25 protein-coding genes and 3 pseudogenes are annotated in these 25,663 nt (G+C 61.1%); 10 read left to right on the forward strand and 18 right to left on the reverse strand.

The window, feature by feature from the left end; genetic code table 11:
* Positions 1–47 precede the first annotated feature (47 nt).
* Positions 48–935 carry a LysR family transcriptional regulator gene (locus NKH70_RS28465; RefSeq protein WP_352912338.1) on the forward strand — a complete coding sequence of 296 codons (888 nt, stop codon included), beginning with the start codon at positions 48–50 and terminating at the stop codon, positions 933–935.
* 227 nt (positions 936–1,162) lie between these two features.
* Positions 1,163–2,329, forward strand: a complete 1,167-nt coding sequence (locus NKH70_RS28470; RefSeq protein WP_352912340.1) for an ATP-binding protein — start codon at positions 1,163–1,165, stop codon at positions 2,327–2,329.
* Positions 2,330–2,618: 289 nt separating this feature from the next.
* Here the strand turns inward: NKH70_RS28470 and NKH70_RS28475 are convergent, their stop codons facing one another.
* From NKH70_RS28475 to trbB, 11 genes are all read right to left on the reverse strand, one after another.
* Positions 2,619–2,846, reverse strand: coding sequence for a DUF2274 domain-containing protein (locus NKH70_RS28475; protein ID WP_352912342.1), 228 nt, complete (start codon positions 2,844–2,846; stop codon positions 2,619–2,621).
* Positions 2,843–4,054, reverse strand: coding sequence for a TraB/TrbI/VirB10 family type IV secretion system protein (locus tag NKH70_RS28480; RefSeq protein WP_352912344.1), 1,212 nt, complete (start codon positions 4,052–4,054; stop codon positions 2,843–2,845). The genes NKH70_RS28475 and NKH70_RS28480 overlap by 4 nt, the downstream gene beginning before the upstream one ends.
* Positions 4,051–5,115 (reverse strand): P-type conjugative transfer protein TrbG, encoded by a 1,065-nt coding sequence (gene trbG / locus NKH70_RS28485; protein ID WP_352912346.1) that lies wholly within the window; start codon positions 5,113–5,115, stop codon positions 4,051–4,053. Before trbG ends, NKH70_RS28480 begins: the two co-directional genes overlap by 4 nt.
* Positions 5,112–5,798, reverse strand: a complete 687-nt coding sequence (gene trbF, locus NKH70_RS28490; protein ID WP_352912348.1) for a conjugal transfer protein TrbF — start codon at positions 5,796–5,798, stop codon at positions 5,112–5,114. The genes trbG and trbF overlap by 4 nt, the downstream gene beginning before the upstream one ends.
* Positions 5,795–7,165, reverse strand: a complete 1,371-nt coding sequence (gene trbL, locus NKH70_RS28495) for a P-type conjugative transfer protein TrbL (RefSeq protein ID WP_352912350.1) — start codon at positions 7,163–7,165, stop codon at positions 5,795–5,797. Before trbL ends, trbF begins: the two co-directional genes overlap by 4 nt.
* The gene (trbK-alt, locus tag NKH70_RS28500; RefSeq protein ID WP_352912352.1) at positions 7,162–7,530 is read right to left on the reverse strand and encodes a putative entry exclusion protein TrbK-alt; all 369 of its coding nucleotides are present in this window, start codon (positions 7,528–7,530) and stop codon (positions 7,162–7,164) included. Before trbK-alt ends, trbL begins: the two co-directional genes overlap by 4 nt.
* Positions 7,531–7,542: 12 nt before the next feature.
* A complete protein-coding gene (gene trbJ, locus NKH70_RS28505) occupies positions 7,543–8,292 on the reverse strand; it encodes a P-type conjugative transfer protein TrbJ (RefSeq protein WP_502908418.1) in 750 nt (249 codons plus the stop codon).
* Positions 8,289–10,796 (reverse strand): conjugal transfer protein TrbE, encoded by a 2,508-nt coding sequence (gene trbE, locus NKH70_RS28510; RefSeq protein ID WP_352979306.1) that lies wholly within the window; start codon positions 10,794–10,796, stop codon positions 8,289–8,291. The genes trbJ and trbE overlap by 4 nt, the downstream gene beginning before the upstream one ends.
* Before the next feature lie 10 nt (positions 10,797–10,806).
* Positions 10,807–11,070: a VirB3 family type IV secretion system protein gene (locus NKH70_RS28515; protein ID WP_352912354.1), complete on the reverse strand. Its 264-nt coding sequence runs from the start codon at positions 11,068–11,070 to the stop codon at positions 10,807–10,809.
* Positions 11,070–11,333 carry a TrbC/VirB2 family type IV secretion system protein gene (locus NKH70_RS28520; RefSeq protein ID WP_352474837.1) on the reverse strand — a complete coding sequence of 88 codons (264 nt, stop codon included), beginning with the start codon at positions 11,331–11,333 and terminating at the stop codon, positions 11,070–11,072. The genes NKH70_RS28515 and NKH70_RS28520 overlap by 1 nt, the downstream gene beginning before the upstream one ends.
* A 74-nt stretch (positions 11,334–11,407) precedes the next feature.
* Positions 11,408–12,421, reverse strand: coding sequence for a P-type conjugative transfer ATPase TrbB (gene trbB, locus NKH70_RS28525; RefSeq protein ID WP_352912356.1), 1,014 nt, complete (start codon positions 12,419–12,421; stop codon positions 11,408–11,410).
* A 239-nt stretch (positions 12,422–12,660) separates the two neighbouring features.
* Here trbB and NKH70_RS28530 point away from each other — a divergent pair.
* Positions 12,661–12,783 (forward strand): annotated as a pseudogene (locus NKH70_RS28530) (IS110 family transposase); the annotation flags it as partial.
* Positions 12,784–12,958: 175 nt separating this feature from the next.
* Here NKH70_RS28530 and NKH70_RS28535 read toward each other — a convergent pair.
* A complete protein-coding gene (locus NKH70_RS28535; RefSeq protein ID WP_352912358.1) occupies positions 12,959–13,999 on the reverse strand; it encodes a GSU2403 family nucleotidyltransferase fold protein in 1,041 nt (346 codons plus the stop codon).
* A 309-nt stretch (positions 14,000–14,308) separates the two neighbouring features.
* Between NKH70_RS28535 and NKH70_RS28540 the strand changes: the two genes are divergently transcribed.
* Positions 14,309–14,527 carry a DUF3072 domain-containing protein gene (locus tag NKH70_RS28540; RefSeq protein ID WP_352912459.1) on the forward strand — a complete coding sequence of 73 codons (219 nt, stop codon included), beginning with the start codon at positions 14,309–14,311 and terminating at the stop codon, positions 14,525–14,527.
* Between the two features lie 203 nt (positions 14,528–14,730).
* On the opposite strand, the gene NKH70_RS28545 is transcribed toward NKH70_RS28540, so the two are convergent.
* A complete protein-coding gene (locus NKH70_RS28545) occupies positions 14,731–14,856 on the reverse strand; it encodes a hypothetical protein (RefSeq protein WP_352912360.1) in 126 nt (41 codons plus the stop codon).
* 436 nt (positions 14,857–15,292) lie between these two features.
* Positions 15,293–15,466 carry a DUF2905 domain-containing protein gene (locus NKH70_RS28550; protein ID WP_352912362.1) on the reverse strand — a complete coding sequence of 58 codons (174 nt, stop codon included), beginning with the start codon at positions 15,464–15,466 and terminating at the stop codon, positions 15,293–15,295.
* A gap of 864 nt (positions 15,467–16,330) precedes the next feature.
* Between NKH70_RS28550 and NKH70_RS28555 the strand changes: the two are divergent.
* A pseudogene (locus NKH70_RS28555) lies at positions 16,331–16,429 on the forward strand (hypothetical protein); the annotation flags it as partial.
* A gap of 52 nt (positions 16,430–16,481) precedes the next feature.
* Positions 16,482–18,500 (forward strand): amylo-alpha-1,6-glucosidase, encoded by a 2,019-nt coding sequence (locus NKH70_RS28560; RefSeq protein ID WP_353026714.1) that lies wholly within the window; start codon positions 16,482–16,484, stop codon positions 18,498–18,500.
* Between the two features lie 218 nt (positions 18,501–18,718).
* Here the strand turns inward: NKH70_RS28560 and NKH70_RS28565 are convergent, their stop codons facing one another.
* Positions 18,719–18,841, reverse strand: coding sequence for a hypothetical protein (locus NKH70_RS28565; protein WP_352912366.1), 123 nt, complete (start codon positions 18,839–18,841; stop codon positions 18,719–18,721).
* Positions 18,842–19,113: 272 nt separating this feature from the next.
* Between NKH70_RS28565 and NKH70_RS28570 the strand changes: the two are divergent.
* Together NKH70_RS28570 and NKH70_RS28575 are read left to right on the forward strand one after the other, a co-directional pair.
* Positions 19,114–19,997: pseudogene (locus NKH70_RS28570) on the forward strand (hypothetical protein).
* Between the two features lie 686 nt (positions 19,998–20,683).
* Positions 20,684–21,115, forward strand: coding sequence for a hypothetical protein (locus NKH70_RS28575; protein WP_352912368.1), 432 nt, complete (start codon positions 20,684–20,686; stop codon positions 21,113–21,115).
* A 641-nt stretch (positions 21,116–21,756) separates the two neighbouring features.
* Here the strand turns inward: NKH70_RS28575 and NKH70_RS28580 are convergent.
* Positions 21,757–21,933 (reverse strand): hypothetical protein, encoded by a 177-nt coding sequence (locus NKH70_RS28580; RefSeq protein ID WP_352912370.1) that lies wholly within the window; start codon positions 21,931–21,933, stop codon positions 21,757–21,759.
* A gap of 105 nt (positions 21,934–22,038) precedes the next feature.
* On the opposite strand from NKH70_RS28580, the gene NKH70_RS28585 reads away from it, so the two are divergent.
* Entirely contained in the window at positions 22,039–22,269 is a 231-nt protein-coding gene (locus tag NKH70_RS28585; protein WP_352912372.1) for a hypothetical protein, read from the forward strand.
* Between the two features lie 79 nt (positions 22,270–22,348).
* Here the strand turns inward: NKH70_RS28585 and NKH70_RS28590 are convergent, their stop codons facing one another.
* Positions 22,349–22,804, reverse strand: a complete 456-nt coding sequence (locus tag NKH70_RS28590; protein ID WP_352661268.1) for a CopG family transcriptional regulator — start codon at positions 22,802–22,804, stop codon at positions 22,349–22,351.
* Complete coding sequence (locus NKH70_RS28595; protein WP_352912373.1) at positions 22,788–24,785, reverse strand: conjugal transfer protein TraG; 1,998 nt, start codon at positions 24,783–24,785, stop codon at positions 22,788–22,790. Before NKH70_RS28595 ends, NKH70_RS28590 begins: the two co-directional genes overlap by 17 nt.
* Before the next feature lie 134 nt (positions 24,786–24,919).
* Between NKH70_RS28595 and NKH70_RS28600 the strand changes: the two genes are divergently transcribed.
* Positions 24,920–25,240 carry a hypothetical protein gene (locus NKH70_RS28600; protein ID WP_352912460.1) on the forward strand — a complete coding sequence of 107 codons (321 nt, stop codon included), beginning with the start codon at positions 24,920–24,922 and terminating at the stop codon, positions 25,238–25,240.
* Positions 25,241–25,663 lie beyond the last annotated feature (423 nt).

Here is a 25,663-nt window from a genome sequence, read left to right on the forward strand (position 1 = left end):
CAAAAGCGCTCAAACGCGTTTTGTCGTCAACTTGAGTTTGAGCAGAGATGCGGAGCTCCATCCAACTCGCGACCCTCAATTATGCACTTGTGGTCGCGGAGGAGGGCAGCTTTCTTCGCGCCTCGCGACGCGCAGGGATCGATCATTCCGCGCTCAGCCGGCGCATACGCGATCTGGAATACGCGGTGGGTACGAGGATATTCCATCGCCATGCTCGCGGCGTCGGCCCAACCCCGGCCGGCGAGCGCTTCCTGGAGCGTCTACGCTCCGTGCTGCTCGAGCTCGACAACACGCTCAGCCTGGCCAGGTCCGGCACCAAAGATGACCAACAAAAGCTTTCCATCGGCTCCAACGGGATCATGCTTGCCGGGCGAGCCTTGGATGCAATCATCGAGTTCGGGCAATCTCATCCCAATGTGACCGTCAGCTTGACGGAGAGTCCTTACCCTTCGCCTGAGGCTGCTCTGGGTGCCACCCAGGTCGACGTGGTCGTGACCTCCTCCTCCCGATTTACCGGCGGCGCGTTCGAATTGACGCTGTGGAAAGACACTCTGGCTGTCGTTCTTGCCTCAAATCATTCTCTCGCCAGCCGTTCAGTGATCGAGTGGCACGAGTTGCACCAAGAGACGTTGCTGGTGCGCAGGGGCGAAGCATTTCAGCTCGCCGACGCTGTTGGACGCGGCGTGCAGCTTCCTCCAATCGTCGAACATCACGTCAGTGCGGGCATCCTTTTGCGCCTTGTCGGAAACGGGCTTGGAGTCGCTCTGATCCACGACCGAGATGCCGACAGTGTTCCTCAGGATGCGGTCTGTCGTAAGCTGCGGATCGGGGGCAAACCAATCCAGATCTCCAGTTTAGCCCGTTGGCGCCCCGACAACGCCAATCCTGCCCTGCCGACCTTCATCTCATTCCTGCGAGATCGGTATTCGTGCTGACAGTCATCCGACCGGCATGACCCGAACAATCACCCGGTTTAAAGTGCATCGGGCCCTGGCAACGCTCTGCCTGTCGTCATGAATCGTGTCAGCATCAGTGCGATCGGTTTTCGGTGCCAATCCCCCAAGGCGTCCGCACGTTTAACGCGCCCCTTCCCTCTTCTCGCCTTGCACCGCTGGGTCGATTTCTCCTTGCAAAACTGGAACTATACTCCATAATTGCAAGGATGATTGAACGCCGCATCAGCACAGAACTCACTGAGATGCTGGACAGCATGCCCGCTGTGGCGCTGCTCGGGCCGCGTCAGGTCGGCAAGACAACCCTGGCGCTGGAAATAGCCGAACGGCGTCCTTCGATCTATCTCGACCTCGAATCGGACGCCGACCGCGCGCGGCTTGCCGAGCCGGAGCTTTATCTGGCCGAGCATCAGGACAAGCTGGTTATCCTGGACGAGGTTCACCGGCTACCGAACCTGTTCCAGAACCTGCGCGGGCTGATCGACCGCGGTCGGCGTGGCGGTCGCAAAGTCGGCCGCTTCCTGCTCTTAGGTTCGGCGTCGATCGATCTTATGAGGCAGTCAGGCGAGACCCTTGCCGGCCGCATTGCCTATCTCGAAATGCATCCGATCGACGGTCTCGAGGTCGGCGCTGCCGACCTTGGGCCGCTATGGGTACGCGGCGGCTTCCCCGACAGCTTTCTGGCCGCGAGTGACCGCGCCAGCCAGCGATGGCGGCTGGATTTCATCCGCACCTATCTGGAACGCGACATCCCCCTCCTCGGTCCGCGCATCCCTGCCGAGACGTTGCGTCGCTTCTGGACCATGCTGGCGCACCGTCAAGCCGGCCTGCTCAACGCTGCCGAGTTCGCCCGCGCGCTCGGCGTCGACGCCAAGACAGTCGCGTCCTATCTCGACCTGCTCGTCGATCTCCTGTTGGTTCGCCGGCTGGAACCCTGGCATGCCAATGTTGGCAAGCGCTTGGTTAAATCCCCGCGCGTCTACGTTCGCGACAGCGGCATCACCCATGCGCTGCTTGGTCTCGCCACGCAGGAAGACGTGCTTGGGCACCCAGTGGCCGGCGCCTCCTGGGAAGGCTTTGTTATCGAGACCCTCACCGCGGCCGCCCCTGCCGGCACGCTGAGCAATTTCTACCGAACAGCTGCGGGCGCGGAGATCGACCTGCTGCTCACGTTGCCGGGCCAACGCGTCTGGGCCATCGAGGTCAAGCGTAGCCTGACGCCGAAGGTGGAAAAGGGTTTTCATCAGGCCTGCGAGGATCTTGCTCCGGTGCGGCGCATCGTCGTCTTTCCCGGATCAGAGCGTTTTCCGCTCCAGCACGGCGTTGAAGCGATGCCCCTGCAAGACTTAGGCCGGGCGCTGCTTGGCCAAACATGATAGAATAGCTTTGGTATTCATCCCGTCAGGGCGGAGGCTCAAAGGCCCCTCTCGTCCTAGGCTCGAGACGGTGGTGAAGGTCGACGGTTTGTTTGTTTAGCCTCACGATGAGGCTACACGTCTGTCAGCCCTGCTGTCTTGGTCTTCGTCTGGCCGGTTTCATAGGAATCTGACGCGACCTTGATCGCCAGCCGACAGCAATGCTGATCTTGAGCAGATGCGGGGTGGCTCTCAGTGCGGACAACCGTCAGGCCGAGCAGACAAGCATCAGGCCGATCGCTGCCTTTGATTACCCCGAGTTCGTCTGGGAACGCATTCGGCCGAATGCCCTGTCCGTTGCCATGAATCGTGCCAGCATTGGCGCGATCAGCTTTGCCGGATCTGCGATTGTCTGGCCGCTTTCACGGCCAAGCACATCGGCATAAGCGACAAGGTCGCGATGAACGGCGGCAGGCAGTTCGACCGTGATCTTGACCGGACGGTCATCGGGAATGGCGGAAAGTTTCAGCTTGGTCATGATGGATCCTTCCCGCCGTACGGCGCCAGCACCAGGTCGTGATTGACGATGACGCGAACCGGGAAACCGGGCCGCACGGTGAGCGTCGGCTGGACATTGAGCTGATTGCGCACGAGCTGCTGGCCAATATCGGAGGCCGAATCCTGCGCGCTTTCGCGGATGGCCTTGGCGATTTCGCTTTCGTCGTCGCTGGACCCAAGCGATGTCCCAATGCCCAGCAATGTCGAGAGTGCTGCGGCACGGAACATCTGGCCCCAATGATGGTCAACCTCGTCTTCAAGTCCGGAAAATCCTTCAGCGTCTGCGCCCTGCTGGCGCTCCAGCACGATTGAAGTGCCGTCCGGCATGATCAGCCGGTTCCAGACCAGCAGCACGCGCGACTGGCCGAAGGCGACCTGGCTGTCGTATTGGCCGATCAGCCGTGCACCCTGCGGGATCAGGAGGAATGAGCCCGTTGGGCTGTCGTAGACATTTTCCGTGACCTGAGCGGTGATCTCGCCAGGCAGGTCGGAGCGGATGCCGGTGATAAGGGCAGCTGGTATGACAGTGCCGGCTTGCACCACATAGGGCGAGGCCTTCTCGGCGAGCCGATTGGGACTGACGGTGCGAAGGTCTGGCTCGGCATTGACGAAGGCCAGCTTGCGATCCTGCATGTTTTGCGCGGCACCAGGATCGATCGGTGGCGGCCCGGGGGGCAGAGTCAGACCAGATTGGGTGTCCGGTTCTATGACACTGCTGCCAGCAGCCTGTCGTGCGTGCCCAGCTCTCGTGTTCGTATCGGTGAAGAGCTTCGCCACGCGTGCGGCCTCGATCTCGGCCAGTCGGCGCTGCTCCTCCGGATCGGCGCGCGGTCCACTGACGTTGGACGCCCCAACCGGCTGGCCGCGCTCCTGGGCACGCAAGATCGGCCGGCCCAAATCGCCAGGCAGCGCGGGGCCGAGTTGCGGAACACCGGCATAGTCTTTCGGCAGCTTCTGTAGCCCGTCGGCCGTTGAGCGGTTTTCGGTGGTGAAAAGCTCGGGCGGCTGTTCGGTTCCGCGCTGTCTGGTGTCGAGCGCCCAAATCAACGTGCCGAGGATCGCAGCGCTGGCAACTCCACCAACGCCTATCAGCACCTTGCGCGACAATCGCGTGACCCTGGCCGGTTCGGGCCGCAGGCGCAGTTCCGCTCGAATGTCCTGGTTGGGTGCATTTGCAGGATCGCTCATCGGAACAGCCTCGTGCTGGGCGAGGTTCGTTTGCCGTCCGTGCGCACGATGCGGACGCGCTTTTCGCTTGTTTTGTCGCCGAGCCTCAATTCAGCGGCGGCAAACAGCCGATCAACGACGTAGTAGTTCTGGCGAGCACGGTAGTTGACCAGTTCCGAGCCGCCCGACGGGCCGATGACAAAGAGCGGCGGCATTTCGCCCTGCCCTATGCCTGACGGGAACTCGATGTAGACTTTTGCACCGTCATCGAAGGCGCGAAGCGGCCGCCAGGGTGCTGTGTCGCCCTCGATGCGATAGCGGAAATTCAGCTTCTGGATGTCGACGCCGGACGCAACCGGCTGTGCGGCGGAAGCCTGCGCGTTCTGGCGCCGCAGCGCAATCAGCTGGTCCTGTGGATACTGCCAGGAGACGGAAGCCATGTAGGTGTTTTCGGTCGAACGCAGCTCGAGATGATAGGTGCGGCGGTCGCTGTTGATGACGAGATTGGTCTGGAGATCTGGCCGTGTCGGCTTCACAAGAATATGGACCTGCTGGCGCTCCCCTGCCCCGCTTTGTGTGTCGCCGATGATCCAGCGCACCGTGTCGCCGGCGGCCACAGGCCCGGAGCCGACAAGCTGTTCGCCGGGCTGCAAGGCGATGTCGGTGACCTGGCCGGGCGCGGCATAGATCTGGTAGAGCGCCCCCTCACTCCAGGGATAAAGCTGGATGGCATTGACGAACCCGTCGCGAACCGGCTGCATTCGTGCTGCCTCGTTCGCCTGGCTGATCCGCTGCTTCGGATCGGTCGGCTCCGGCTTTACCTTCGTGGCGTCGACCGGTTTCAACTGACCCGGCAGCGGAAGCGGTTTCGGCACTTCGACCACCTTCACCGGACCAGGCGGGTCGACCTTGCGCACGGCCGGCACCGCATCGTCATAGGCGATCTGCGGCGGAATGTATTTTTTCGAAGCACAGCCGGCGAGCGCCGTTGCCGACAGCAGCGCCAGGGCAAGCCTACGTGCCTTGGGCGCATTGCGCGTGGCCGGTCTCGCCGATCTCCTTGTTCGTGCCGCACACATCATGAAAGCTCCTTCGACCAGCTGATGGCGTTGACATAGACGCCGAGCGGATTGGCTTTCAGCCGATCGGCGTTGCGAGGTTGTTGAATCACGATCGTGAGGATTGCGGTCCAGCGCTCGGTGCCGGCCAGGTTGCCGTTCTCGTAGCGGCGCTCGTGCCAGGCGACGCGGAAGGAATCGGGCGAAGCACGGATGACGCTGGAAACCTCGATCGCGATCTGGAGTTTGCCCACTTTGGCAAACGGGTCGTTCAAGCGGGCGTAATCATTGAGAGAAATGGCGCCTCTGTCCGTGGTGTAATCGTAGGCGCGCAGCCAATTTTGGCGCACGATGACCGGGTCGGCCGGAATGCTTCTGACCTGCTCGATGAAGCGGGCCAGATGCCAGGCGATCTGGGGATCGGTCGGCCGATAGTCGGCAACGGCCGGGGCGACAAGCTGCGCCTCGCCAAACTTGTCGACCTGAACCACCCAGGGAACCACCGAGCCGCGCGTCGACTGCCAGATCAATGCGGATGCAAAACCGCCGGCCAGGACGAGCGAGCCGAAGGCCATCAGCCGCCAGTTCTTCGCCTGGACGCGAGCCGAGCCGATGCGCTCGTCCCAAATCTGGGCTGCACGCTGATATGGCGTCTCAGGGTGAGGCGTTTTTGCATAACGAACGAAAGGGCGTCTAAAGGGGTTCATCGGCGGTCGTCCTGATCGAGGGAAACATTCATCGAGCCGCCGCCATCATCACTCGAATGGACAGAATGGGCGGCGGCGCTGGCGCCATGGCTCATGGCTTGGCTGCGCTTCATGCGTTTTGCCCATGCGGGCGGGGCGTCGGAACTGGCCTCGGTGGTCGGCCAGTCACCGGAGGAAGCCGTGCCCGACGAGTGCTTTCCAGTCGTCGCAGTCCAAGCCGCAAAGCGACCGGCCTCATAGCTGTCGGACAGCGCCGACGCAGCGCGCGACATGGCCTGCCTCACCGGTTGAACGGCAGCTCTGGCGCCAGCCCTGGCGACACCTGCCATGCCGGCGGCGACCGAGCCTGCACCGTCTCTTCCAGATGTCGCCGCGCCAAGTTCCCAGGCGGCAGAAGTGCTGCCGGCCAGGTGTGCGCCGCCGCGTGCGGCTGCTGCCGACATACGCGCACCGGCATTGAGAGCGCCTGCTGCGCCGCTCAATCCGGCGCGAGCACCCATAGCGCCAGCCACGCCAACGCCGCCAGCGACGAGGCTCGCGCCAATAGCGGCACCTGCGCCCATTTGCGGGGCACCAGAAACCAGCCCCGTCGCAATGCCGGGACCGAAGATCGACAGCCCCATCAGCGACAGAGCGCCCAGGACGAGCGACAGCGCATCCGTGATTGTGGGCTGCTCGGCACCGAAGCCTTGGGTGAACTCGCCGAACAGGCCCGAACCGATGCCAACGATGACGGCAAGGACCAGGATCTTCACGCCGGAGGCAACGATGTTGCCGAGCACTTTTTCGGCAAGAAAGGCGGTCCGGTTGAACAGCGCAAAGGGGATCAGCACAAAGCCGGCAAGCGTCGTCAGCTTGAATTCGACCAGCGTGACGAAGATCTGGACGGCCAGAAGAAAGAACGCAATCAGTACGATCGCCCAGGCGATCATAAGCACTACGATCTGGACGAAATTCTCGAAGAACGAGACGTAGCCCATCAGCTGGCTGGCGGCCTCGAGGATCGGATTGCCGGCGTCGATGCCGACTTGCGCGACGCGGCCCGGCTGCAGCAATGCCGAGCCGGAAAGTGCCGAACCACCAGCCTTCAGGCCGAGCCCGGAAAAGCTCTCGAAGACAATGCCGGCGAGGCGGTTGAAGTTGCCGATGACGAAAGCGAAGAAGCCGATATAGAGCGTCTTCTTCACCAGCCGGTGCAGCACGTCCTCGTCAGCACCCCAAGCCCAGAACAGGCCGGCAATCGTGATGTCGATGACGATCAGCGTGGAGGTCAGGAATGCCACCTCGCCGCCGAGCAGGCCAAACCCGGAATCGATGTAGCGAGTGAAAGTCTCGAGGAAGCGGTCGATGACGCCGGTGTCGTTCATGGCGCCACCGTTTCCCGATGTAGCCGGTCTTCCGCGAGAGGCGATGTTGGCGGTTGCAGCGGCAACATTCGGCTCGGGTCTTTTTCGATCGACGGAGCCGGATTCGGCGCTACGGGACGAGATGGCTGCAGGAAGCGTCGGCGGCCTTCAGCCCAGGCTTTCCTGCAGGTGTCGTCATCAATCGCCGCCATGCCGATGTCCCGGCATCTGGCAAGTTCGACGCTTGCCGGCTCGCCGCCCGAATGTGCGGAGCGCGGGGAGGACGCGTCCTGCGAGCCGTCGCCGCGCAGCGCCATGAAGGCGGCGGTCATGGCGGCGCCAAGGGCAAGAACAGCTGTCATCCGGGCGGCGATCTTGAGATCCATGCGGTCTTCGCCTCAGTCGTGGAACATTTTTACGGGTGACGGGCTGTAGCTGCTGCCCGTCATGAAACGGCTGAACTGTTCCCGTGCCTGCTCCTGCGCGGCTGCCCTCCTCGCCTGCTCAAGGGCCTCGGCCCTGCCTTGTGCTGCCAGCATCGCGGTGAGATCGGCAACTTGCTTGGCCTGCACGGCAAGAAGCTGGTTGCCGGCCTGCGTCGCCTGCAGCACGCCGACAGCCGACTGGCTGGCGCTGACCAGCGCACTCGTCTGCCCTTGTGTCCCTGCGATGTTGTCGACTGCGACGGCGCCGGTTTTCAGCGAATGCTCGAAGGCAGACACCGAGGTCTGCCAGCGCTGGCGCGCGCCCTCGACAAGCTGCTGGCTGGAGAGTTCCGAACCGAAATTCGTGTAAGTGGAGGCAAACTGGCTCTCGATATCCTGGACGCTATAGGCCAGCTTCTCGGCCTCGCCGAGCAGGGTCTTCATCTCGGAAAAATCGCCCTCGATCTGGCCAAGCAGCGAGGTCGGCAGCGACGTGAGATTCTTCGCCTGGTTGATCAGCATCTGCGCTTCGTTTTGCAGCGAGGTGACCTGGTTGTGAATCTGCTCCAGGGCACGTGATGCCGAAAGCAGGTTTTCGGCATAGTTCCTGGGATCGAACACGATCAGCGCTGATGCTGGTGCCGATGAAAGCGCCGTGACGACGGCGATGGCGCCGGCTGCCGCCATGCGACGGATACGGCTGCCTGCAAGAATGGAATTCATGACGAAATCTCCTTGGTGGACTGGTCGATCACGTTGGTGAGACCTGGGATGAGGTCGGCCGCCCAGGAGAGACCGCGCTCCGCTAGCCAGGCCTCGAGGAAATGGTCTCGGCCTGCCTCGGTGACTATCCGGTCGATCGCGGCCTGGTCGGATTTGGACGATGTGGCGCAGAGCGCCAGCGCGATCGGACCGAGCCCCAGTTCGAACAGACGGTTGCCGCGGCGGCTTTGACAGTAATAGTCGCGCTTCGGTATCGCCCGGGCGATGATCTCGATCTGGCGATCGTTGAGGCCAAAGCGTCGGTAGATCTCGGTGATCTGCGGCTCGATGGCGCGCTCGTTCGGCAAGAACAGCCGCGTCGGGCAGCTTTCGACTATTGCCGGCGCGATTGGCGATCCGTCGATGTCGGAAAGCGACTGCGTGGCGAAGACCACGCTGGCGTTCTTCTTTCTCAGCGTCTTCAGCCATTCGCGCAGCTGGTCGGCGAAACCGCCATCGTCGAGCGCCAGCCAGCCCTCGTCGATGAGCAGCAGTGTTGGCCGGCCGTCCATCCTCTGCTCGATGCGGTGGAACAGATAGGCAAGCACGGCGGGAGCAGCACCCGTGCCGATCAGGCCCTCGGTTTCGAACGCCTGGACGGAGGCTTCGCCGAGACGCTCGTGCTCGGCATCAAGCAGCCGGCCATAAGCACCGCCGATGCAGTAGGGGCCAAGGGCCTGTTTCAGCGGCGAGGACTGCAGCAGCACGGACAGGCCAGTCACCGTTCTCTCCTGGACTGGCGCAGAAGCCAGCGATGTCAGTGCCGACCACAGATGTTCCTTGACCTGCGGCGTGATGGTCACGCCCTCGCGCAGCAGAATGTCGACAAGCCAGTCGGCCGCCCAGGCCCGCTCTGGCGTATGATGGATGCGGGCAAGCGGCTGTAGCGCCACGGTATGAACGTCGTCCGACAGATCGGACAAGGTGAGCAAGGGCAACGGATCGTCAGAGCCCTGCCCGCTTTCAGCATTGCTTCCGAGACTGTGCCAATCACCATTCATGGCGAGCATGGCAGCTCGGATTGAGCCACCGAAATCGAAGGCAAAGACCTGGCTGTTCTCGTAACGCCGGAACTGAAGCGCGATCAGCGCCAACAGGACCGACTTGCCGGCGCCCGTCGGGCCGATGACTAGGGTGTGGCCGACGTCTCCAACATGCAGGCTGAACCGGAATGGTGTGGCGCCCTCCGTCCTGGCGAAGAACAGCGGCGGCGCTCCAAGATGCTCGTCCGCGATCGGACCTGCCCAGACCGCGGAGAGCGGAATCGTGTGCGCAAGGTTGAGCGTGGAAAGCGGCGGCTGGCGAATATTGGCATAGACATGGCCAGGGATGCCGCCCAGCCAAGCTTCGACAGCATTGACGCCTTCGGCGATGCAGGTGAAGTCCCTGCCCTGAATGATCTTTTCAACCAGACGCAGCTTTTCGTCCGCAAGCGACGGATCGGCGTCCCAGACTGTCACGGTGGCGGTGACATAGGCTTCGCCGATCTGATCAGAGCCCAGGTCCTGGAGCGCCGCGTCCGCATCGGCCGCCTTGTTGGCGGCGTCAGAGTCGACGAGAACGGATGCCTCGTTGGTCATCACCTCCTTGAGGATCGCGGCGACGGATTTTCGTTTCGCGAACCACTGACGCCGTATCTTCGTCACCAACTTGGTCGCGTCGGTCTTGTCCAGCATGATCGCCCGCGTCGACCAGCGGTAGGGGAAGGCAAGCCGATTAAGATCGTCGAGAATCCCCGGGAAGGTCATCGTCGGAAACCCGGTGATGGTGAGTGTGCGCAGATGCGCATCGCCAAGCCTCGGCTCTAACCCGCCGGCCAACGGCTGATCGACAAGCAGAGCGTCGAGATGCATCGGCGTTTCTGGCACGCGAACGCGATGCCGCTTGGTCGAAATGGTTGAGTGCAGGTAACTCAGCGTCTCTCCGTCATCGAGCCAGTCAGCTTCGGGAACGAAGCCCTCGATGAGGTTGAGCAGGCGGTCGGTCCGATCGATAAAAATCTTCAGGAGCTCCCAAGGATCGACGCCCGTCTTTTCCCGGCCTTCGTAGAGCCAGCTCTCCATTCGCGACGCTTCCTCGGCCGGAGGCAGCCACACGAAGGTGAGGAAGTAGCTGCTTTCAAACAGCACACCGGAGTCTTCGAACTGTTCGCGACGCTCGATGTCGAGAAGTGCGGATGCGCAATCCGGGAACCGGCTGTCTGGGTAGCCGCCGGCAGGATTGCGCTGCGCTTCGACAAAAATTGCCCAGCCGGAGCCGAGCCGGCGAAGCGCGCCGTTGAGCCGCGCGGTCGTGCCGACCAGCTCGGCCGGCGTGGCGGAGTCCAGATCCGGCCCGCGAAAACGCGCCGTCCTTTGAAAACTGCCATCCTTGTTGAGCACCACGCCCGGCGCCACCAGTGCAGCCCACGGCAGATAGTCGACGAGGCTGGCGCCGCTCTTTCGGTATTCCGCGAGGTTCATCATGATGAGGAGCTCAACAGCCGAAATGCGAGGGATAGCGAAGGTGCCGGCGGGCCACGTCGACGAACTGCGCATCGCGCTTTGCCGCCCAGACGGCCACGAGATGCCCGACCGCCCAGATGACGAGCCCGGCGATCCACAAGCGAAGTCCCAATCCGATCGCGCCGGCCAGCGTGCCGTTGGCAATCGCGACTGCACGCGGCGCGCCGCCGAGCAGGATCGGCTCGGTGAGCGCGCGATGCACCGGCGCGAAAAAGCCACGGATCTCTTCCTCCATCAGATCAGCGCTCCGCCGCCGAAGGAGAAAAAGGACAGGAAGAACGAACTTGCCGCGAAAGCGATCGACAGCCCGAAGACGATCTGGATCAGCCGGCGAAATCCGCCCGACGTGTCGCCGAAAGCGAGCGACAGGCCGGTTACGATGATGATGATCACTGCCACGATCTTGGCGACTGGACCCTCAATCGATTCGAGAATTTGCTGAAGGGGCTCCTCCCAAGGCATGGAGGAACCGGCAGCATGGGCGGGCGCAATCGTCATGATCGCAGCGGTCGCCGCATACGACAGCTCCACGGCAAGCTTACGGAAAGTCGAGGAATTGAATCGGATCCGGGTCATTCTGAAGCTCCATAGGGCGAGTGGTGATTCACGGTCGTTGTGGTCTCGAAATTTGCTTCCAGGGTGCGGTAGTCGCCGGTGGCCGGATCGAGCCCGTCGACCAGGGCGATCTCGACGAGCCGGCGCGCTGAGCCGCGGCCAGCGAGAACTGCGATGATATCTATGGTTTCGCCAATCAGTGCGCGCGGAACCGTAACGACGGCCTCCTGCACGAGCTGCTCCAGGCGGCGCAATGCGCCAATGGCAGAATTGGCGTGGATGGTGCCGATGCCGCCGGGATGGCCGGTGCCCCAGGCCTTCAACAGATCGAGCGCTTCCGCGCCGCGTACCTCGCCGATCGGGATGCGGTCGGGCCGAAGCCGCAATGATGACTTCACCAGATCGGAAAGCGAGGCGACACCGTCCTTGGTGCGCAGCGCTACAAGATTGGGCGCAGCACACTGCAACTCGCGTGTGTCCTCGATCAGCACGACGCGCTCGGCGGTTTTAGCCACCTCCGCCAAAAGCGCGTTGACCAGCGTGGTCTTGCCGGTCGATGTGCCGCCGGCCACCAGCACGTTCTTCCGTGTCTCGACGGCAAGCTGCAGTACGTCAGCCTGGCCTTCGGTCATGATGCCGGCAGCGACATAATCTTGAAGCGTGAACACCGCGACTGCCGGCTTGCGGATGGCGAATGTTGGTGCCTTAACGACAGGCGGCAACAGACCCTCGAACCGTTCGCCCCCGGGCAGTTCAGCCGAAACGCGCGGCGAGCCCGAATGCACCTCCGCACCGACATGGTGCGCGACCAGCCTGACGATCCGTTCGCCGTCGGCCGCGATCAGGATTTCATTGCTTGCAACGAGTCCTTCGCTGAGACGATCAACCCACAGGCGACCGTCGGGATTGAGCATCACCTCGACAATGGCTGGATCGTCAAGGAAGCCTGCGATGGCCGGGCCGAGGGCGGTGCGCAGCATGCGCGCGCCGCGCGACGCCACTCCCTTGCTGGCATGATGGTTGTTCGCCATGCGGGTCCCCGTTTCTCCCCACGAACTGGTTCGTGGCGCGGTCGGGGATCATTAGAAAAGGCAGGAGTGCCGGCCTTGCAACAAGCAAAACCGGCGATCGTGGCATGACGTGCAGAGACTTGCGAAATGCGGTGCCGCGACCGCGATAGCTCAGCAACCCGGTGCCCGACTGGCCATCGCCGCTCCAGCAGAACAGCCCGCTATGTCTAGGGCGGCCACAAGCGAAGCCCGATTAGAAAATCATTGTTGGCATCGACGTTTCCAAGGATCGGCTCGACGTGCATGTTTTGCCTTCCGGCGAGACGTTCTCGGTGGAGAACGACCACGCGGGGGTGGAGGATCTGGTTCGGCGGCTGGCAGCCGCCCAATTAGTTCGATTCTGTCGGCTGAGCCTACATCAAGGGGTGTCATGCCAATTGGTCCCAAAGCAGAGGAAGCTGGCGTCTTTCGTCCCTCCGATCTGGCGCTGCTGGGCCGCGTCTTCGATCGGTTGGAAGTTGAGGGCCAATTCAGCCGGCCAACATGTAGCTCAGACATTCACAGCCGCGACGCTGGTCGCGCGAATAAATGATTAGCCTCGTCGAAAACGGCCCTTGGGAGGACCCGAAGCTCGCTTGCTTCGTAGGGGAGATGCTCGAGATACTGCGTCGTCAGCCGGGCAACCACTTGCGCTTGGGCCAGGTCGCGACGGCGCTTGATTGGCTCGCGATCCGCTCGTTTTGAGACCCAGAACTTGTGAGCGGCAAAAATACGCGGATCGGGAACCACGAGCCGTAACGGTCCGCCTTTTTCATCGATGGCGATTGCTTCGAAAGCAGGGGCACTTTCCAACCATGCCAGGCCGGCGATCTCGGCGGCCACCAATTCGTCGTCGGCCTTCCCGACAGTTTCCCGGCTCGGCTTCCACGCCGGGTTTGCAAGCGGTTTGATCAGATCTACGAGGTATCCGTCGCGGTTCACCGCGCGGAACGTGGCGGATGAACGCTCGAAAGACCGATCGACCTTACGCAAAAGGTTGATGAGCGCTCCATGTTCGACGTTGGCGCCAGACATGATCCTGAGGGACTGGCGCGAGTCCATGAGGAGATCGATATCTTGCGTCGATGTGATTCCGGGATCCACGAACACTCCGGCCGCCGCCTCATAGGCGTAGACCGCATTCGTGCCTGCAATACGAATGCCTTCCCCGAGAAGACCGGCGTCATCGATTGCTCTGATAATTCTTGCGGCGATCAGGGGAACACGTCCAAGCCGGAGCGCGCGATTGACAGCAGATTGGCGCTCCATCTGCTCCTGTCGCGCAGAGAGCGTTTCTTGGGCCGACGCGCGAGCTGCTTCCCAATCCGCCTTGAGAGCTTCGCTCGTCGGCGAGCGCCGACCCTCTGCCTTTTGGTGTCGTACGCCCGCGGCGTCGTAGTAGCTTCGCATCAGGTGGTCGATGCTGTTCACGGTGTGCCAGACGAGGGATCCCCGAAAGCTCTTCGCCTTCCTTTGGGCCTCCTTGAGCGCAATGAAGCGCTGGTCGGAATTGACTTTTTCCCGACGCTGATCGTTATTTAATTCAACAAAATCAGCCAATTCAACAGTTACCCTACGTTTAGCTCCGAGCTGTTGCAAGACACAATAGGCGGCGGAGCGGCCGATTGCAACAGCTCTCACGTGATTCCATTGCGACTGTTGAAGTAGCTGAATTAATTAAAAAATATGACGACGACGCAGCTTTTCTACGGCAGCGCAGTCCAAGCAAAGGCGCCGCTCGAACGCGGCCTTCGCTGGTTCTATTCGATCCGCAGACCGGGCCAGTGCAAACGGTCTGAGAAAGCTACCAATGTGGCGGAACAAATCATGATCATTTCTCATTGTGGTGATCATCGAGGGAGATTGATCATGGGCGACCAGCACAACCCAAAAATCGAGGCATCGGCAAATGTCGAAAAGGACCCGGAAGATTGGGTCAGCGGAGCTGACCCAATGACTCCCGCGCAAGCCTCCTATTTGAAAACTCTTGCCGAACAGGCCGACGACCCTGACGCCTACGCTGATGGCCTCAGCAAGGCGGAGGCTTCTAAACGCATTGATGCACTGCGGGAGAAGTTAGGCCTGTAGCGTCTGCTCGTGGCTTTTCGTCTCCAGCGAAGGACAGCCGACCGGGTCGGATTGGGACAGTTTCTGAATTCTGCGCGTTGCTGCCACTCGCGATCGAGACGACAAACGGCGGATGGGAGTGGCTTATACGGGCAGCAGCCCGGCATCCGCCCTAAGCTCGCCAAGACTCGCGCCCGCCGGTCCAATCCTGCTGTCGAAACAGATCAGGACGTCCCGATGAGGGCGATGGTCAGCAGAGACACAAAAAGGATAAGGGCAATCGCAGCGCCCCAGAAGAGAACTTTTTCGGTGCCGCGTTGCTCTTCCTCGCGAGATATGTCTTTCGCCATTGCATGCATCCTTTGCGAAGGTCAACGACTTAGCAACGTGCCGCGCCAACGCTGAGTTCCTGGCAGCTATCTTGCCCCTTCGGCACTGAGAGAAAGCTCTCGGAATCAAGCCTCGTGTTGTCCAACCGTCGGTTGGTGGACGTATTGCAGCTGATGCATCTAAAGTTCCCTTGATCCGCGCGCACAGGGCATGCCCGACCCCGAGCCCCCGCCCGGTGCAACAGCGCGTGATCGGCCCCGCCGCATCAAACTGTGCGGCGGGCTTTTTTTATTCACGCGATGGAACACCGGCGCGCAGGGAAAGTTCTGTCCCGGCAGCAAACTCTTTCCCTAATATTTTTGCTGCCAGATCGGATATCTCCGATCGGCCCGCGTCGTTCTTATCCTCCGGCGACGCGGGTTCGCCGTCCTCGCTATCGGCTGAGTAGTCACAGTACTAAACGACAGAATGATGCTGATCAGAATCCCGGTTCGGAGCATAAAACGTGAAGCTCTCACGTTGGATCACGATATCACTGGGCAATCTGCCCAGACCGACCCGCGACAACCAGGCCCACAATAGGCCTATGGCAACTATGATCAAACCAATGACAATCAGAGTTCTGGGCATGGCGGCATCCGGCCGGGACTATGGTGGCAGCCCGTGGCTTGTTCAATCTCATTGCTGTTTTTGCTCTCGTTGAGCCTCAATTTCTTTTGGTTCTTTCTTGTCGATCTTCGCCGTCTCATTGTCAGCATCGCCGACTGCGCGAAGCAAATTCGTCCATCTTGGCGTGCAGAGCCTGAGTATCGCGGTGCTCGGCGAGCTGGATGAACAGCGCCAATAATCCAGATCGCCAGTGTGGCAGCGCCATGCCAGCCAAGCCATTTTGGCCTGGGCACGGTCTGCAGTGTCCCAAATGCTCGGATCGGTCTCAGTCTCGTCACCAAGGCTCCTCGTTGACACTCGCCGAGAATACACCAGTTTGATCTGAAGACACTTCGAAGGTTGGCGCCCGCAAGCACCTGATGCTGGCGACTATTTTGATGAAAGACGGTCGAGGACAACTCCGGATGGACGCGTGCCGTCGAGCGACCAGATTGCAGTGTCGCCGCGCGTCGCCAGAGCGCATCCATCTTTCTCCGGCTCGCGCGTTGGAGGATGGCAGTTCGCCGGCTCGATTCCGGTGGCGAAGGGCAGATGTGCGCAATGGCCGTGGGCTCACAGCTTCGCCCACACGCTGGTGATGAATGGGTGAGGCTCGCAGCGCGTGGTTGTGGGTCGGCTGGAGGATGTGCTCGAAGCGGTCCGATTGTTCGAACTCGTCGATGACCGGGTGGTGGGTCGCCTCCCTGGGACGTGATTTCGTGACGATCTGGGGCCAGGCGTTCAAGGCAGACGTCAGGTCTCGTGGCCGAAGATCGCGGCGGCGGCCGACGCTGGCTGTTCAATCTGTTCCCGTGGATGCTGATCGATCGGGTGACGGTTGAACCGATGACGCTAGAGATCACAGTCGGACCACCGCGTCTGGCGATCAACCAGGGACGCAGCTTCCTCGTCACCGAACCGGATGGCCAGATCGCCTGGCCCACGTATAACGGGTTGTATGCGTCTGACACACGCCTGATATCCAGCTGGCAGATCTTTGCCAAATGGGCAACCATGGGACCTCCTCAGTTCCGGAAACATCGCCTACTTCGCCGCCAAGATCTATCTGGTCAATCAGGCGTTCGCGACCGAAACGAACCATGTGCCAGCAGGCAACCTGGGGCTGGTAATCGGCCGCGCCTTGGATGGTGGGCTGCATGAGGATTTTGAACTCGTAAACCACGGGCAAAAGCCAGTGCGCTTCAATCTGGAAGTTGCCATGCGCAGCGACTTTGCCGATCTTTTCGAAGTCAAGGCCGACGCAATCATCCGACGCGGACGTATTACCACGGAATGGTTGTCCAGAGCGGCGAGCCTTCGTACCTCCTACGCCAATCGGGACTTCAAGCGAGACGTCATCGTGAAGGTCCGCCGGACGGCCACAAAGCCCGTCTATGCCAATGGCCGGATCAGCTTCGACATCAAGCTCGAACCGGGCGCGACATGGCATGCTTGCCTTCTCTACGACTTTGGCAATGGCGAGACAATCTATCGGGCGCCGCGAGCCTGCATTGACAAATGCCTCGAGTCGAAGGCTGCAAAACGCCTCGGCGGATGGCAAGGCAGCGCCTTGAAGTTCAACTGTTCCAATGACGAATTTCACCGCTTCTACCATCAGGCGGTCGAAGACATGGCCGCGCTGCGGCTGCCGATCGAAGGCACGGACGAACTAGAATACGTGCCGGCCGCCGGACTGCCCTGGTTCATAAGCCTTTTCGGTCGCGACAGCCTGATAGTCTCGCTTCAGAATGCCCTGGTCTATCCAGATTTTTCGCGCGGCGCGTTGGACGTCTTAGGGCGATTTCAGGCCACCGAACGCGATGACTACCGCGATGCGGAACCGGGAAAGATAATGCATGAGCTGCGCACCGGCGAACTCGCTCATTTCAATTTGATCCCCCATACGCCCTATTACGGCACGGCCGATGCCACGCCTCTGTATCTTATCGTGCTCCACAACACCTGGCGTTGCACCGGTGACGCCAGCCTGCTCGAGCGACATATCGCAACGGCCGAGAAGTGCCTGGATTGGATTGACCGGTATGGGGATCGTGACGGCGACGGTTTCCAGGAATACGAAACCCGCTCGGCTGCCGGGTACGAGAACCAGAGCTGGAAAGACGCCGGTGACGCCGTGGTTTATCCTGATGGCACCCTGGTGAAGGGACCCAAGGCGCTTTGCGAATTGCAGGGCTATGTCTATGATGCTTGGCAGCGCATGGCTGAAATCTTCGATGCCAGAGGCGATGGCGATCGTGCCGGGCAGCTTCGCCTCAAAGCCAAGAGCTTGTTCGATAGATTCAACCAGGTCTTCTGGGACGAGGCGTCCGGCTTCTACGCATTCGCGTTGGATGGCGACAAGAAGCCGGTGCTGAGCGTCGCTTCCAACCCTGGTCACTGTCTTTGGTCGGGAATAGTCCCACCCGAACGAGCCGTCAGGGTGGTGCATAGGCTGACGAGGCCGGATATGTGGAGTGGTTGGGGGGTCCGGACACTTTCGGCCGATCACCCGGCCTACAATCCACATTCCTATCAACGCGGCTCTGTATGGCCGCATGACAACGGGTTGATCGCGCTCGGCTTCCGGCGCTATGGCTTTTTCGCGGAAGCCTGTCGCCTCTCTCGCGACGTGAGCAGCGCCGCTATCTACTTCATGCAACATCGAATGCCAGAGCTGTTCGCCGGATTGCCGCGAACGCCCACGACTTTCCCCGTGCAGTATAAGGGGGCGAACGTTCCGCAGGCATGGGCGGCCGGATCCTGCTTTTCGCTTCTGCAGGCGATCATCGGCTTCCAGCCCGACGCTCCAAATGGCAAGCTGTACATCGATCCCAGGCTGCCCGACTGGATAGAGGAACTCACCTTGAACGACTTGCGCCTGGGCAAAAATCGCCTCGAACTCCATTTATGGCGCGTCGGCGCCGAGACCCGTTGGCAAGTGCGCGACGGCGATCCTTCACTGGTGGAAGCGCGAAGTTGTGCCACCGGGCCGAACTTGCGCTTGGCCTGCGTATGAGGTGAGCTCCGGCGGAGCCATCTGCCCTATTTTCAGGACCTACGGGTAGAAACGGCCGCGCATCTGCTCAAGACGAGCAACATGAACCCGGACCAGATCGCTGCCACGCCGTTTGCGTTGAAGGTTGCGATGGTGGTCATTCGTCACCTCAAGCCGATCCGCTCGATTGCACCCGCGGATTGCCGTGACAAAGCTCCCTTCCCCCGCCTTGGAAGTGCTTAGCTGTCGTCCTTATAAGACTTGGCGGCTTCATCGATCTTACGCCAATCGTTTCCGTGGCGCCGCACAAGCTCCCGCGCCTGGGCTGGCGATATACCTTGCGTTTCGACGATGTGGTTCACTTCCGTCTCCTCGCCTTTCATGGGATGCGAACGAGGGCTCGTTGGCCGTCTGGCCGTTGGGTTTTTTGCATCTCGTCTGGGCATGAATGGACCTCTCCTGGAGCAGAATAAACGGTTCGGCGCGGCGAAGGTTTCGCCGCGCTAGCTCGTTGAGCAGTTTCACCGATCGCCTCATCGGCTCCCCTTGCGGCTCTGACTATACGTTCTGGTGTTCTTGGACCCAAATGAGCTGCACCGCGTTGTTTGCGAGCAGTGCTGTGCTTCGCAATCTGATGGAAAACTCCCACGCCCCTGCTGCACCGCAGCCCGCTCCTGGTGCCGAAGCGCACTTTCCGTACGATAGAGCGGCGGTAGAGCGGTTTCGACAGGCATTCCCGCGCGCCAGGTGGAGCGACGAGCGCAGAAGCTGGTTCGTACCGGGAAAGACCGCCGCGCGGCGCATCCAGCGCTGGCTTGCGCAAGAGGCGGATCTACGAGTAGCACATGATGACAGCAAGGGACGGGACGCCTTCGCCTTCGATCCCCTGTCGAGCCGGTATCTGGAAGTCGCGGATGACCTGCGCATCCGCACGCCATATTCGCGGACGGTTCTCGAGGAACTGCGAGCCGTTCCATGGGCGAGCTGGGACGACGAACTGCGGGCCTGGAGGGTGCCTTTCCGTTCCTACGAGGAATTGAGGCGCCATTGGCCAAGCATCGAAAGGGCCGCACGCCGCGCGGAACCGGAGGAGAGGAAACGGCGACGGGAAGCGTCCAAAGACTCCGAGGAATATAAAGCCGCCAGATTGCGGTATGCCGAACGCAGGCGACGTCGCTATCCACTGCCCCTGACGATTTACCCCAGCTTGGCCGTGCCGTGGCAACGGAGCAATACGGCATCGTGGTCTTCACCGAGATTTCGGGTGAACTCGTCGACGCCTCGGAGCTAGCAGCGTTCTATCCGCATTTGATCGAGGCGAACGTCGACCATGTCTGGGGCAGATGGCGTTCGGCGACGTTAGCTGAATTGATTAGAACATGGCCCGCTCGGCGTACTGCCGGGTTAACGGAACGGCAGCGAGGCTGGTGGCAACCAACGCTGCCCGAGCTCAGGGTCGCTCGCCAAAAAGCTCGAAGCCTGGCGCGAAGAAGGGCAAGGCTTGTGCCATCGTTCTAGCCTTTCCGGCTCGCCGCTCCAACGTCTTTCCCGGTTGCCCCCGGCAATTGAAATGTCACCCCGATCGGAGCCTTCCATGTGCAACGATTGCGAACAACATATGGCCTGGCTGAACATTGCTGGATGATGACGTCGCTGACCGTGAAGTTCCCGACGCATGAAACAGAACTGACCTGCGCGTAGGCGCACGACACCAGCATCGATGATCTGGCTCCAATAGCCGCGTGGCAGGTAAAGGCATCGACCGGCTTCTATGACGTTTGGAATCCCACCGGCCGGACCTAACGGTGGGCCGGTGGTCAACTTCCGCTCCGAGGGAGCCGTCAGTTTGGTAACAGCAGACGGTACCTGCTTCGGCGTCGGCGTTCCTCGAATTTACCGGAACGACGTACCTGAAGGCGAAAGATCCATTTCCGCTCCAGGGTCGGCGTTTATGGCCATCGCTGGACCGAGAAGAGTCCGCCGCTCCGCTAACACGTGGCTGGGCGGGCGCGCCAAGGTCATCGCTGCATCTCAAACCATTTCTGCAGAATTTGACGCACACAAGGCCAATCCAAGGCCAACTTGGTGTGCATACCAGCTTGGAATTGTGCGGAACCGTACGAAGTCGATTGCAAGCAACCAACCCGGTTGGCCGGGCATTAATTTAGCAAAGCGTGAATTAGGAAAGCATCGGGAGGAAGACCATGCTGCACGTTAACATGCCTCGCGAATTTGAGGTCGGCGATGAGGTTGCGCTGACAGGTATCGTCATCACGATTCTCCCCAGCGGGCGCGCCAGGGTGAGCATTCCTTCGTATGACCATCCTTACACGATTGATCCACCGCCCAAAGTCCGGGCCGGCGACCGAGTGGTTCTTGTTGGGGACGTTACCCGCATCGATCGCGCGGCGAACAAACTCACTGTGCGGATTGACTGCGGCGGGGTGATCACGGTCGACAAGTCGGCGATCACTCGGCTGAGAAAGCACCGCCGGACTTCAGCGGGTTGCCGCTCCGGCGATACAATGGCCGGTGTGCGCCTAGGGGAAATGCAAGCGCCTTTGAACAGCCTAAGGGTGCGGCGCTGTCCAGCCGGAATATGGGCGGACGAAGGGATAAATGGGCTCGACTGCTAGGGCACGAGTTCACCTAGTGCGTCGCTGGCGTCTTCGGATTACTAGTGAAGCAAGTCAGATCTGGCCCTATCGCGACCTGACACCCAGCGTTCGCGCATTCGCGATCGTCGCTCTCGGCAACAGGCGGCGCGCCCGTCCGGGACGCGTCGCTTGTGTGCGCTGTGAAAGGAGACGCCCAGCACATTTCGTGTGAAGGCAACGCGGGCATCCCGCTCAACGGTAACCTTTCTTTAGAATGACCGCCTGGTCGCCGGTCGGCGAGTTCAACCGCGATGGGCTCCGGCTCGTACCCATTATGGAGATCACATGTTCGTCCCGGCCCCGATGCCGGCAATAGGTCTGCTTCGAAGCGTCGTGACGGAACTGGGCGACATGGTTGCGGTGGAATAAGCGTCCTCGCCCTGGCTTAACAACCCGGTCGGGCCGCGTCACATCGATAACAACCACAACGGCAATCAAGTCGTCGCTGAAAGCCCGCAAGGTATCTGTCACGACATTGCGTTCCGGCGAAGCTCCGCCCTCGCGACGGGGATTCGTTGTAAGCCGATCAGACCGTAATGCCAGCCAGAAGAGCGAGAACTAGCCTCGGTGTTCGTCTCGACCAGGATCGACCTTCGTCGACGGTCGTCGGTAACCGCCGCCTACGAGTCGAGGTCGTAGGGCTCGTGGCCCAGCTCGTTGTGATGAAGCGCCTCTGCCATACACCTGATGTCGAACGCCTGGCCGCACGCCGGGCAGACGACGAAATACTCCTCCTCCCGAAGTGGCGATGCATCGTGGTTTTGGGGGATGACGATGTCATTGTATTCGTCGGGCATTGGGTCCTCCGGCAACGCCGCCCGCCATGCTGGAACGCCTGCCGGCAGGATTTGTTTCAAAGTTATTGCGCCTGAGAAGAAGCCCTGGGCATCGGTTGTGGCTCGATGTCCGGTTTCGACAGCGATGCTGTCAATAAGCCTTCTTTGTCACCGGGCAGTTCAAACCGATTTTCATCTGCAATCTTTGGTTACGGCCCGGGCAAGAACCGTTTCGGCGCGCGCGAGGCTCGAAATTTCACCAAGCATGCGCGGTCATCTGAACTCAAATCCGGCAACGCACACCGCCTGCCTGAGATCGACTATGGAGACGAATGCCGAGGCCCGCCACTCCGATGAAAGGTGATCTGATGGGTATCAGCTGCGCAAAATGGCTCCCCAATCGGGCACCTGTTGAAGCGCCTGTCTTGCCGGCAGCTCATCCAGTCGCTGGCGGCGCTGGCGGGACATCGTCGGCTATCTCCTGCCTCAGCCTTGGGCCTTTACTGAGCCGGCGACCGAGCGCATCGACGAAATTGTCGTAGCGCTGCAAGCCCTTGGCGCGCGCCTCCGCTTGCGCGGATTCCGGCAAGGCTGGAGTCGAGTTGAGCCAAAAACGGACGAACAATGCTAGCGTCTCAATAGCAATTCCGACGTCTCGCTCGACCCGCTGCACGCGTCGATCGATCTGGTCGAGGCGGCGAGTTATCGCGGCTTGCTTTCGTTCTTCGGCGTCCGGCGACAGGAACGACGCGAGCGCAGCCTCGGCGACCAGTGACAGCGAGACCTCGCGCCGCCCAGCGTAATCTGCCAGCGCCCTCATTACGTCAGGGTCGAGATAGGCAGACAGACGTCTTTTCTTGGCGTTCTTCATGCGCTCAAAGCTCAATGCCATCATTGGGGTCAAGGGCGGCCTGGCGTGCAGCGCGCCTCATAGCCTGATCGACACTGCGACGACGCAGAGCGTCATCGTCGGGCTCGTCACGGTCGAGGTCGAACTCATCGTCGCGCCGTTCCGTTCGCTCCGGCGCGATGTCTTCGTGTTCGGGAAGCTCGGGCTGGCGGCGAATGCCGCCATTGGCCGGATCCTCGTCCTGCTGATCCCTGGCAGGCCCCAGCTCGCGAGATTTCCCTTCCGGCTCAGCAAAAAGTGTCGTGTCGGTCCAGTCGTCAGAGCGAGCGTTTTGCGTTGTCCCTCCGGTCCTTGGTGGCGGCAAGACACGCTCGGCAAGACGCGGGTCGGCAAAGTAGCGTGCCTTCTTCGCACGGATTGGGAACTGGCCCGAGATCATGATGATCGCATCGGTCGGCGGCAGCTGCATGATCTCGCCCGGCGTCATCAGTGCACGCGCCGTTTCCTGCCGCGACACCATTAGATGCCCGAGCCAGGGCGACAATCTGTGCCCCGCATAGTTTTTCATGGCGCGCAACTCGGTCGCGGTCCCCAGAGAGTCTGAGATGCGCTTGGCTGTCCTCTCGTCATTGGTGGCGAAGCTCACCCGCACATGACAATTGTCGAGGACAGAATTGTTCGGTCCGTAGGCCTTTTCGATCTGATTGAGCGATTGTGCGATCAGGAACGACTTGATGCCGTAGCCGGCCATGAAGGCCAGCGCGCTTTCGAAGAAATCGAGCCTGCCAAGCGCGGGAAACTCGTCCAGCATCATCAAAAGACTCCGCCGGTGATCCTTCGCGTGAAGATCTTCGGTGAGCCTGCGGCCGATCTGGTTAAGTACAAGTCGGATCAGCGGCTTTGTGCGACTGATGTCCGATGGCGGCACGACCAGATAAAGCGTCGTCGGCCGTGCCTCCTCGACAAGGTCTGCGATCCGCCAGTCACAGCATGACGTCACCTTGGCCACAACTGGATCGCGGTAGAGGCCCAGAAAACTCATGGCCGTCGAGAGCACGCCGGAACGCTCGTTCTCGGACTTGTTGAGCAGTTCCCGTGCAGCCGACGCCACCACGGGATGCGGGCCTGCATCACCCAAATGCCGCGTCAGCATCATGGCGCGCAGCGTTGTCTCGATTGGCCGCTGTGGATCGGAAAGGAAATTCGCCACGCCGGCGAGGGTCTTGTCTTTCTCCGCATAGAGCACGTGCAGTATGGCGCCGACCAGCAGCGCATGGCTGGTCTTCTCCCAGTGGTTGCGGCGTTCCAATGTGCCTTCTGGGTCGACCAGAACATCCGCCACGTTCTGCACATCTCGAACTTCCCACTCGCCCCGTCGCACCTCCAGCAGAGGATTGTAGGCTGCGGATTCAGCATTGGTCGGGTCGAACAGAAGCACTTGGCCGAACCGGGCCCGCCATCCGGCCGTCAGTTCCCAGTTTTCGCCTTTGATGTCGTGGACGATTGCCGAACCCGGCCAGGTCAGTAGTGATGGCACGACCAGGCCGACGCCTTTGCCGCTTCGGGTCGGTGCGAAACATAGCACGTGTTCCGGACCGTCATGACGCAGATAGTGTCGGTCCAACATACCCAGCACCACCCCATCCTGACCGATCATCCCAGCGGCCTTGATTTCGTCTCGCGTCGCCCAGCGCGCCGAGCCGTAGGTCGTGGTGTCCTTTGCCTCGCGCGCCCGCCACAGCGACATCCCGATCGCTGCGGCGATCGCCATGAGGCTGCCGCTCGCCGCAATCGCCGCGCCCTCCAAGAAGACCTTCGGCGCGTAGGCGTCGTAGAAAAACCACCACCAGAAAAAGGCTGGCGGCGGATAAACGGGCTGTCCAGCCAGTTCGAACCACGGTGGACCGAGTTGGCTTTGAAAGCCGAGCCGCCCTGCCGTCCACTGCGTCGCCCCCCAAGTTGTCGCGACGATGATCAGAAAGGCGGTGAGGATCTGGCCCCATAAAACCTTGCTTGCCGGCATCCGTCGTTTCCCCAAATGGATGATCGGAAACAACCGAAAAGCTCGAATTCCTAAATCCGCAAGACAAAAGGAGCTGTCGAAGCAGCAGGGCGTATCCGGACGTGAAAAGACTTGCCCGATGCGGTCTCGAATGGATGTCGAGCCAGCGCGACCAGGATTTGTTCATCGCCTCGCTGACCGTTGCTGAAATCCGCTGCGGGATTCTGGAGGAGCCGCGGGGCAACATGCCTCGACCGCCGGGAATGATCTCGGCGTTCTCTGTCGACGCACAGCCGCCGCCTTGGCTTGCCGGAGACCTTCAAAGCGCCGGCGACCGCCTCACTGCCCTCCTCGTCTCGACGCAAGTGTTCGTTCGAATGATGCTTTTCCGTGGCCTTGAGCGCAAGTTTTTGGCAGCCAGCACAGGACCTCCTCTTACGCTCGCTGGTCGTCAAGGCCCAGCGGCCTCTAGCTGACAGTTCCCCCCGCAGCCAAGCCGCTGGGCCCCCTCGGCGGGGGATGGGGCATTTGAGACCAAGTAGCGCTTACCGCTGCAGTGCGAAGGCGCCTGACAGATGACCGCGTCAGCCCCTCCATCCCGAGCTACGATTTCCCGCATTCAATCGGGCACAGCAAATCCAAGGTCAAGCGAGGCCAGCAAATCAACTCGAGGCGAAGTCACCAGGGTAGATGAAACAGCTTCAAGGTCGAGGCCGATGTGTGCACAGCCGCTCAATCGGCTCCAATTCGCCAAAGGGATCGAGCGTGCCTTTGGTGATAATCCCAAGTACGACGCCAGCGCCGGTCAACTGCGTCAGAGCGGCGTACTTTCAACTTCATCTTGGCCGTGTCCGGACTCGAGATCGATCTGACAGGTGGACCTTGGGCAGCCCTTATGT

Source organism: Mesorhizobium sp. M0991 (genome assembly GCF_040318915.1).
Classification (GTDB): Bacteria; Pseudomonadota; Alphaproteobacteria; order Rhizobiales; family Rhizobiaceae; genus Mesorhizobium.

What these genes read in the sequence shown, in the direction of transcription:
- NKH70_RS28465 (WP_352912338.1), top strand. Translation starts at nt 48, where the DNA reads ATGCGGAGCTCCATCCAACTCGCGACCCTCAATTATGCACTTGTGGTC.
- NKH70_RS28470 (WP_352912340.1), top strand. Translation starts at nt 1,163, where the DNA reads ATGATTGAACGCCGCATCAGCACAGAACTCACTGAGATGCTGGACAGC.
- NKH70_RS28475 (WP_352912342.1), bottom strand. Translation starts at nt 2,846, where the DNA reads ATGACCAAGCTGAAACTTTCCGCCATTCCCGATGACCGTCCGGTCAAG.
- NKH70_RS28480 (WP_352912344.1), bottom strand. Translation starts at nt 4,054, where the DNA reads ATGAGCGATCCTGCAAATGCACCCAACCAGGACATTCGAGCGGAACTG.
- trbG (WP_352912346.1), bottom strand. Translation starts at nt 5,115, where the DNA reads ATGATGTGTGCGGCACGAACAAGGAGATCGGCGAGACCGGCCACGCGC.
- trbF (WP_352912348.1), bottom strand. Translation starts at nt 5,798, where the DNA reads ATGAACCCCTTTAGACGCCCTTTCGTTCGTTATGCAAAAACGCCTCAC.
- trbL (WP_352912350.1), bottom strand. Translation starts at nt 7,165, where the DNA reads ATGAACGACACCGGCGTCATCGACCGCTTCCTCGAGACTTTCACTCGC.
- trbK-alt (WP_352912352.1), bottom strand. Translation starts at nt 7,530, where the DNA reads ATGGATCTCAAGATCGCCGCCCGGATGACAGCTGTTCTTGCCCTTGGC.
- trbJ (WP_502908418.1), bottom strand. Translation starts at nt 8,292, where the DNA reads ATGAATTCCATTCTTGCAGGCAGCCGTATCCGTCGCATGGCGGCAGCC.
- trbE (WP_352979306.1), bottom strand. Translation starts at nt 10,796, where the DNA reads ATGATGAACCTCGCGGAATACCGAAAGAGCGGCGCCAGCCTCGTCGAC.
- NKH70_RS28515 (WP_352912354.1), bottom strand. Translation starts at nt 11,070, where the DNA reads ATGGAGGAAGAGATCCGTGGCTTTTTCGCGCCGGTGCATCGCGCGCTC.
- NKH70_RS28520 (WP_352474837.1), bottom strand. Translation starts at nt 11,333, where the DNA reads ATGACGATTGCGCCCGCCCATGCTGCCGGTTCCTCCATGCCTTGGGAG.
- trbB (WP_352912356.1), bottom strand. Translation starts at nt 12,421, where the DNA reads ATGGCGAACAACCATCATGCCAGCAAGGGAGTGGCGTCGCGCGGCGCG.
- NKH70_RS28540 (WP_352912459.1), top strand. Translation starts at nt 14,309, where the DNA reads ATGGGCGACCAGCACAACCCAAAAATCGAGGCATCGGCAAATGTCGAA.
- NKH70_RS28545 (WP_352912360.1), bottom strand. Translation starts at nt 14,856, where the DNA reads ATGGCGAAAGACATATCTCGCGAGGAAGAGCAACGCGGCACCGAAAAA.
- NKH70_RS28550 (WP_352912362.1), bottom strand. Translation starts at nt 15,466, where the DNA reads ATGCCCAGAACTCTGATTGTCATTGGTTTGATCATAGTTGCCATAGGC.
- NKH70_RS28575 (WP_352912368.1), top strand. Translation starts at nt 20,684, where the DNA reads ATGCTGCACGTTAACATGCCTCGCGAATTTGAGGTCGGCGATGAGGTT.
- NKH70_RS28580 (WP_352912370.1), bottom strand. Translation starts at nt 21,933, where the DNA reads ATGCCCGACGAATACAATGACATCGTCATCCCCCAAAACCACGATGCA.
- NKH70_RS28585 (WP_352912372.1), top strand. Translation starts at nt 22,039, where the DNA reads ATGTCCGGTTTCGACAGCGATGCTGTCAATAAGCCTTCTTTGTCACCG.
- NKH70_RS28590 (WP_352661268.1), bottom strand. Translation starts at nt 22,804, where the DNA reads ATGGCATTGAGCTTTGAGCGCATGAAGAACGCCAAGAAAAGACGTCTG.
- NKH70_RS28595 (WP_352912373.1), bottom strand. Translation starts at nt 24,785, where the DNA reads ATGCCGGCAAGCAAGGTTTTATGGGGCCAGATCCTCACCGCCTTTCTG.
- NKH70_RS28600 (WP_352912460.1), top strand. Translation starts at nt 24,920, where the DNA reads ATGTCGAGCCAGCGCGACCAGGATTTGTTCATCGCCTCGCTGACCGTT.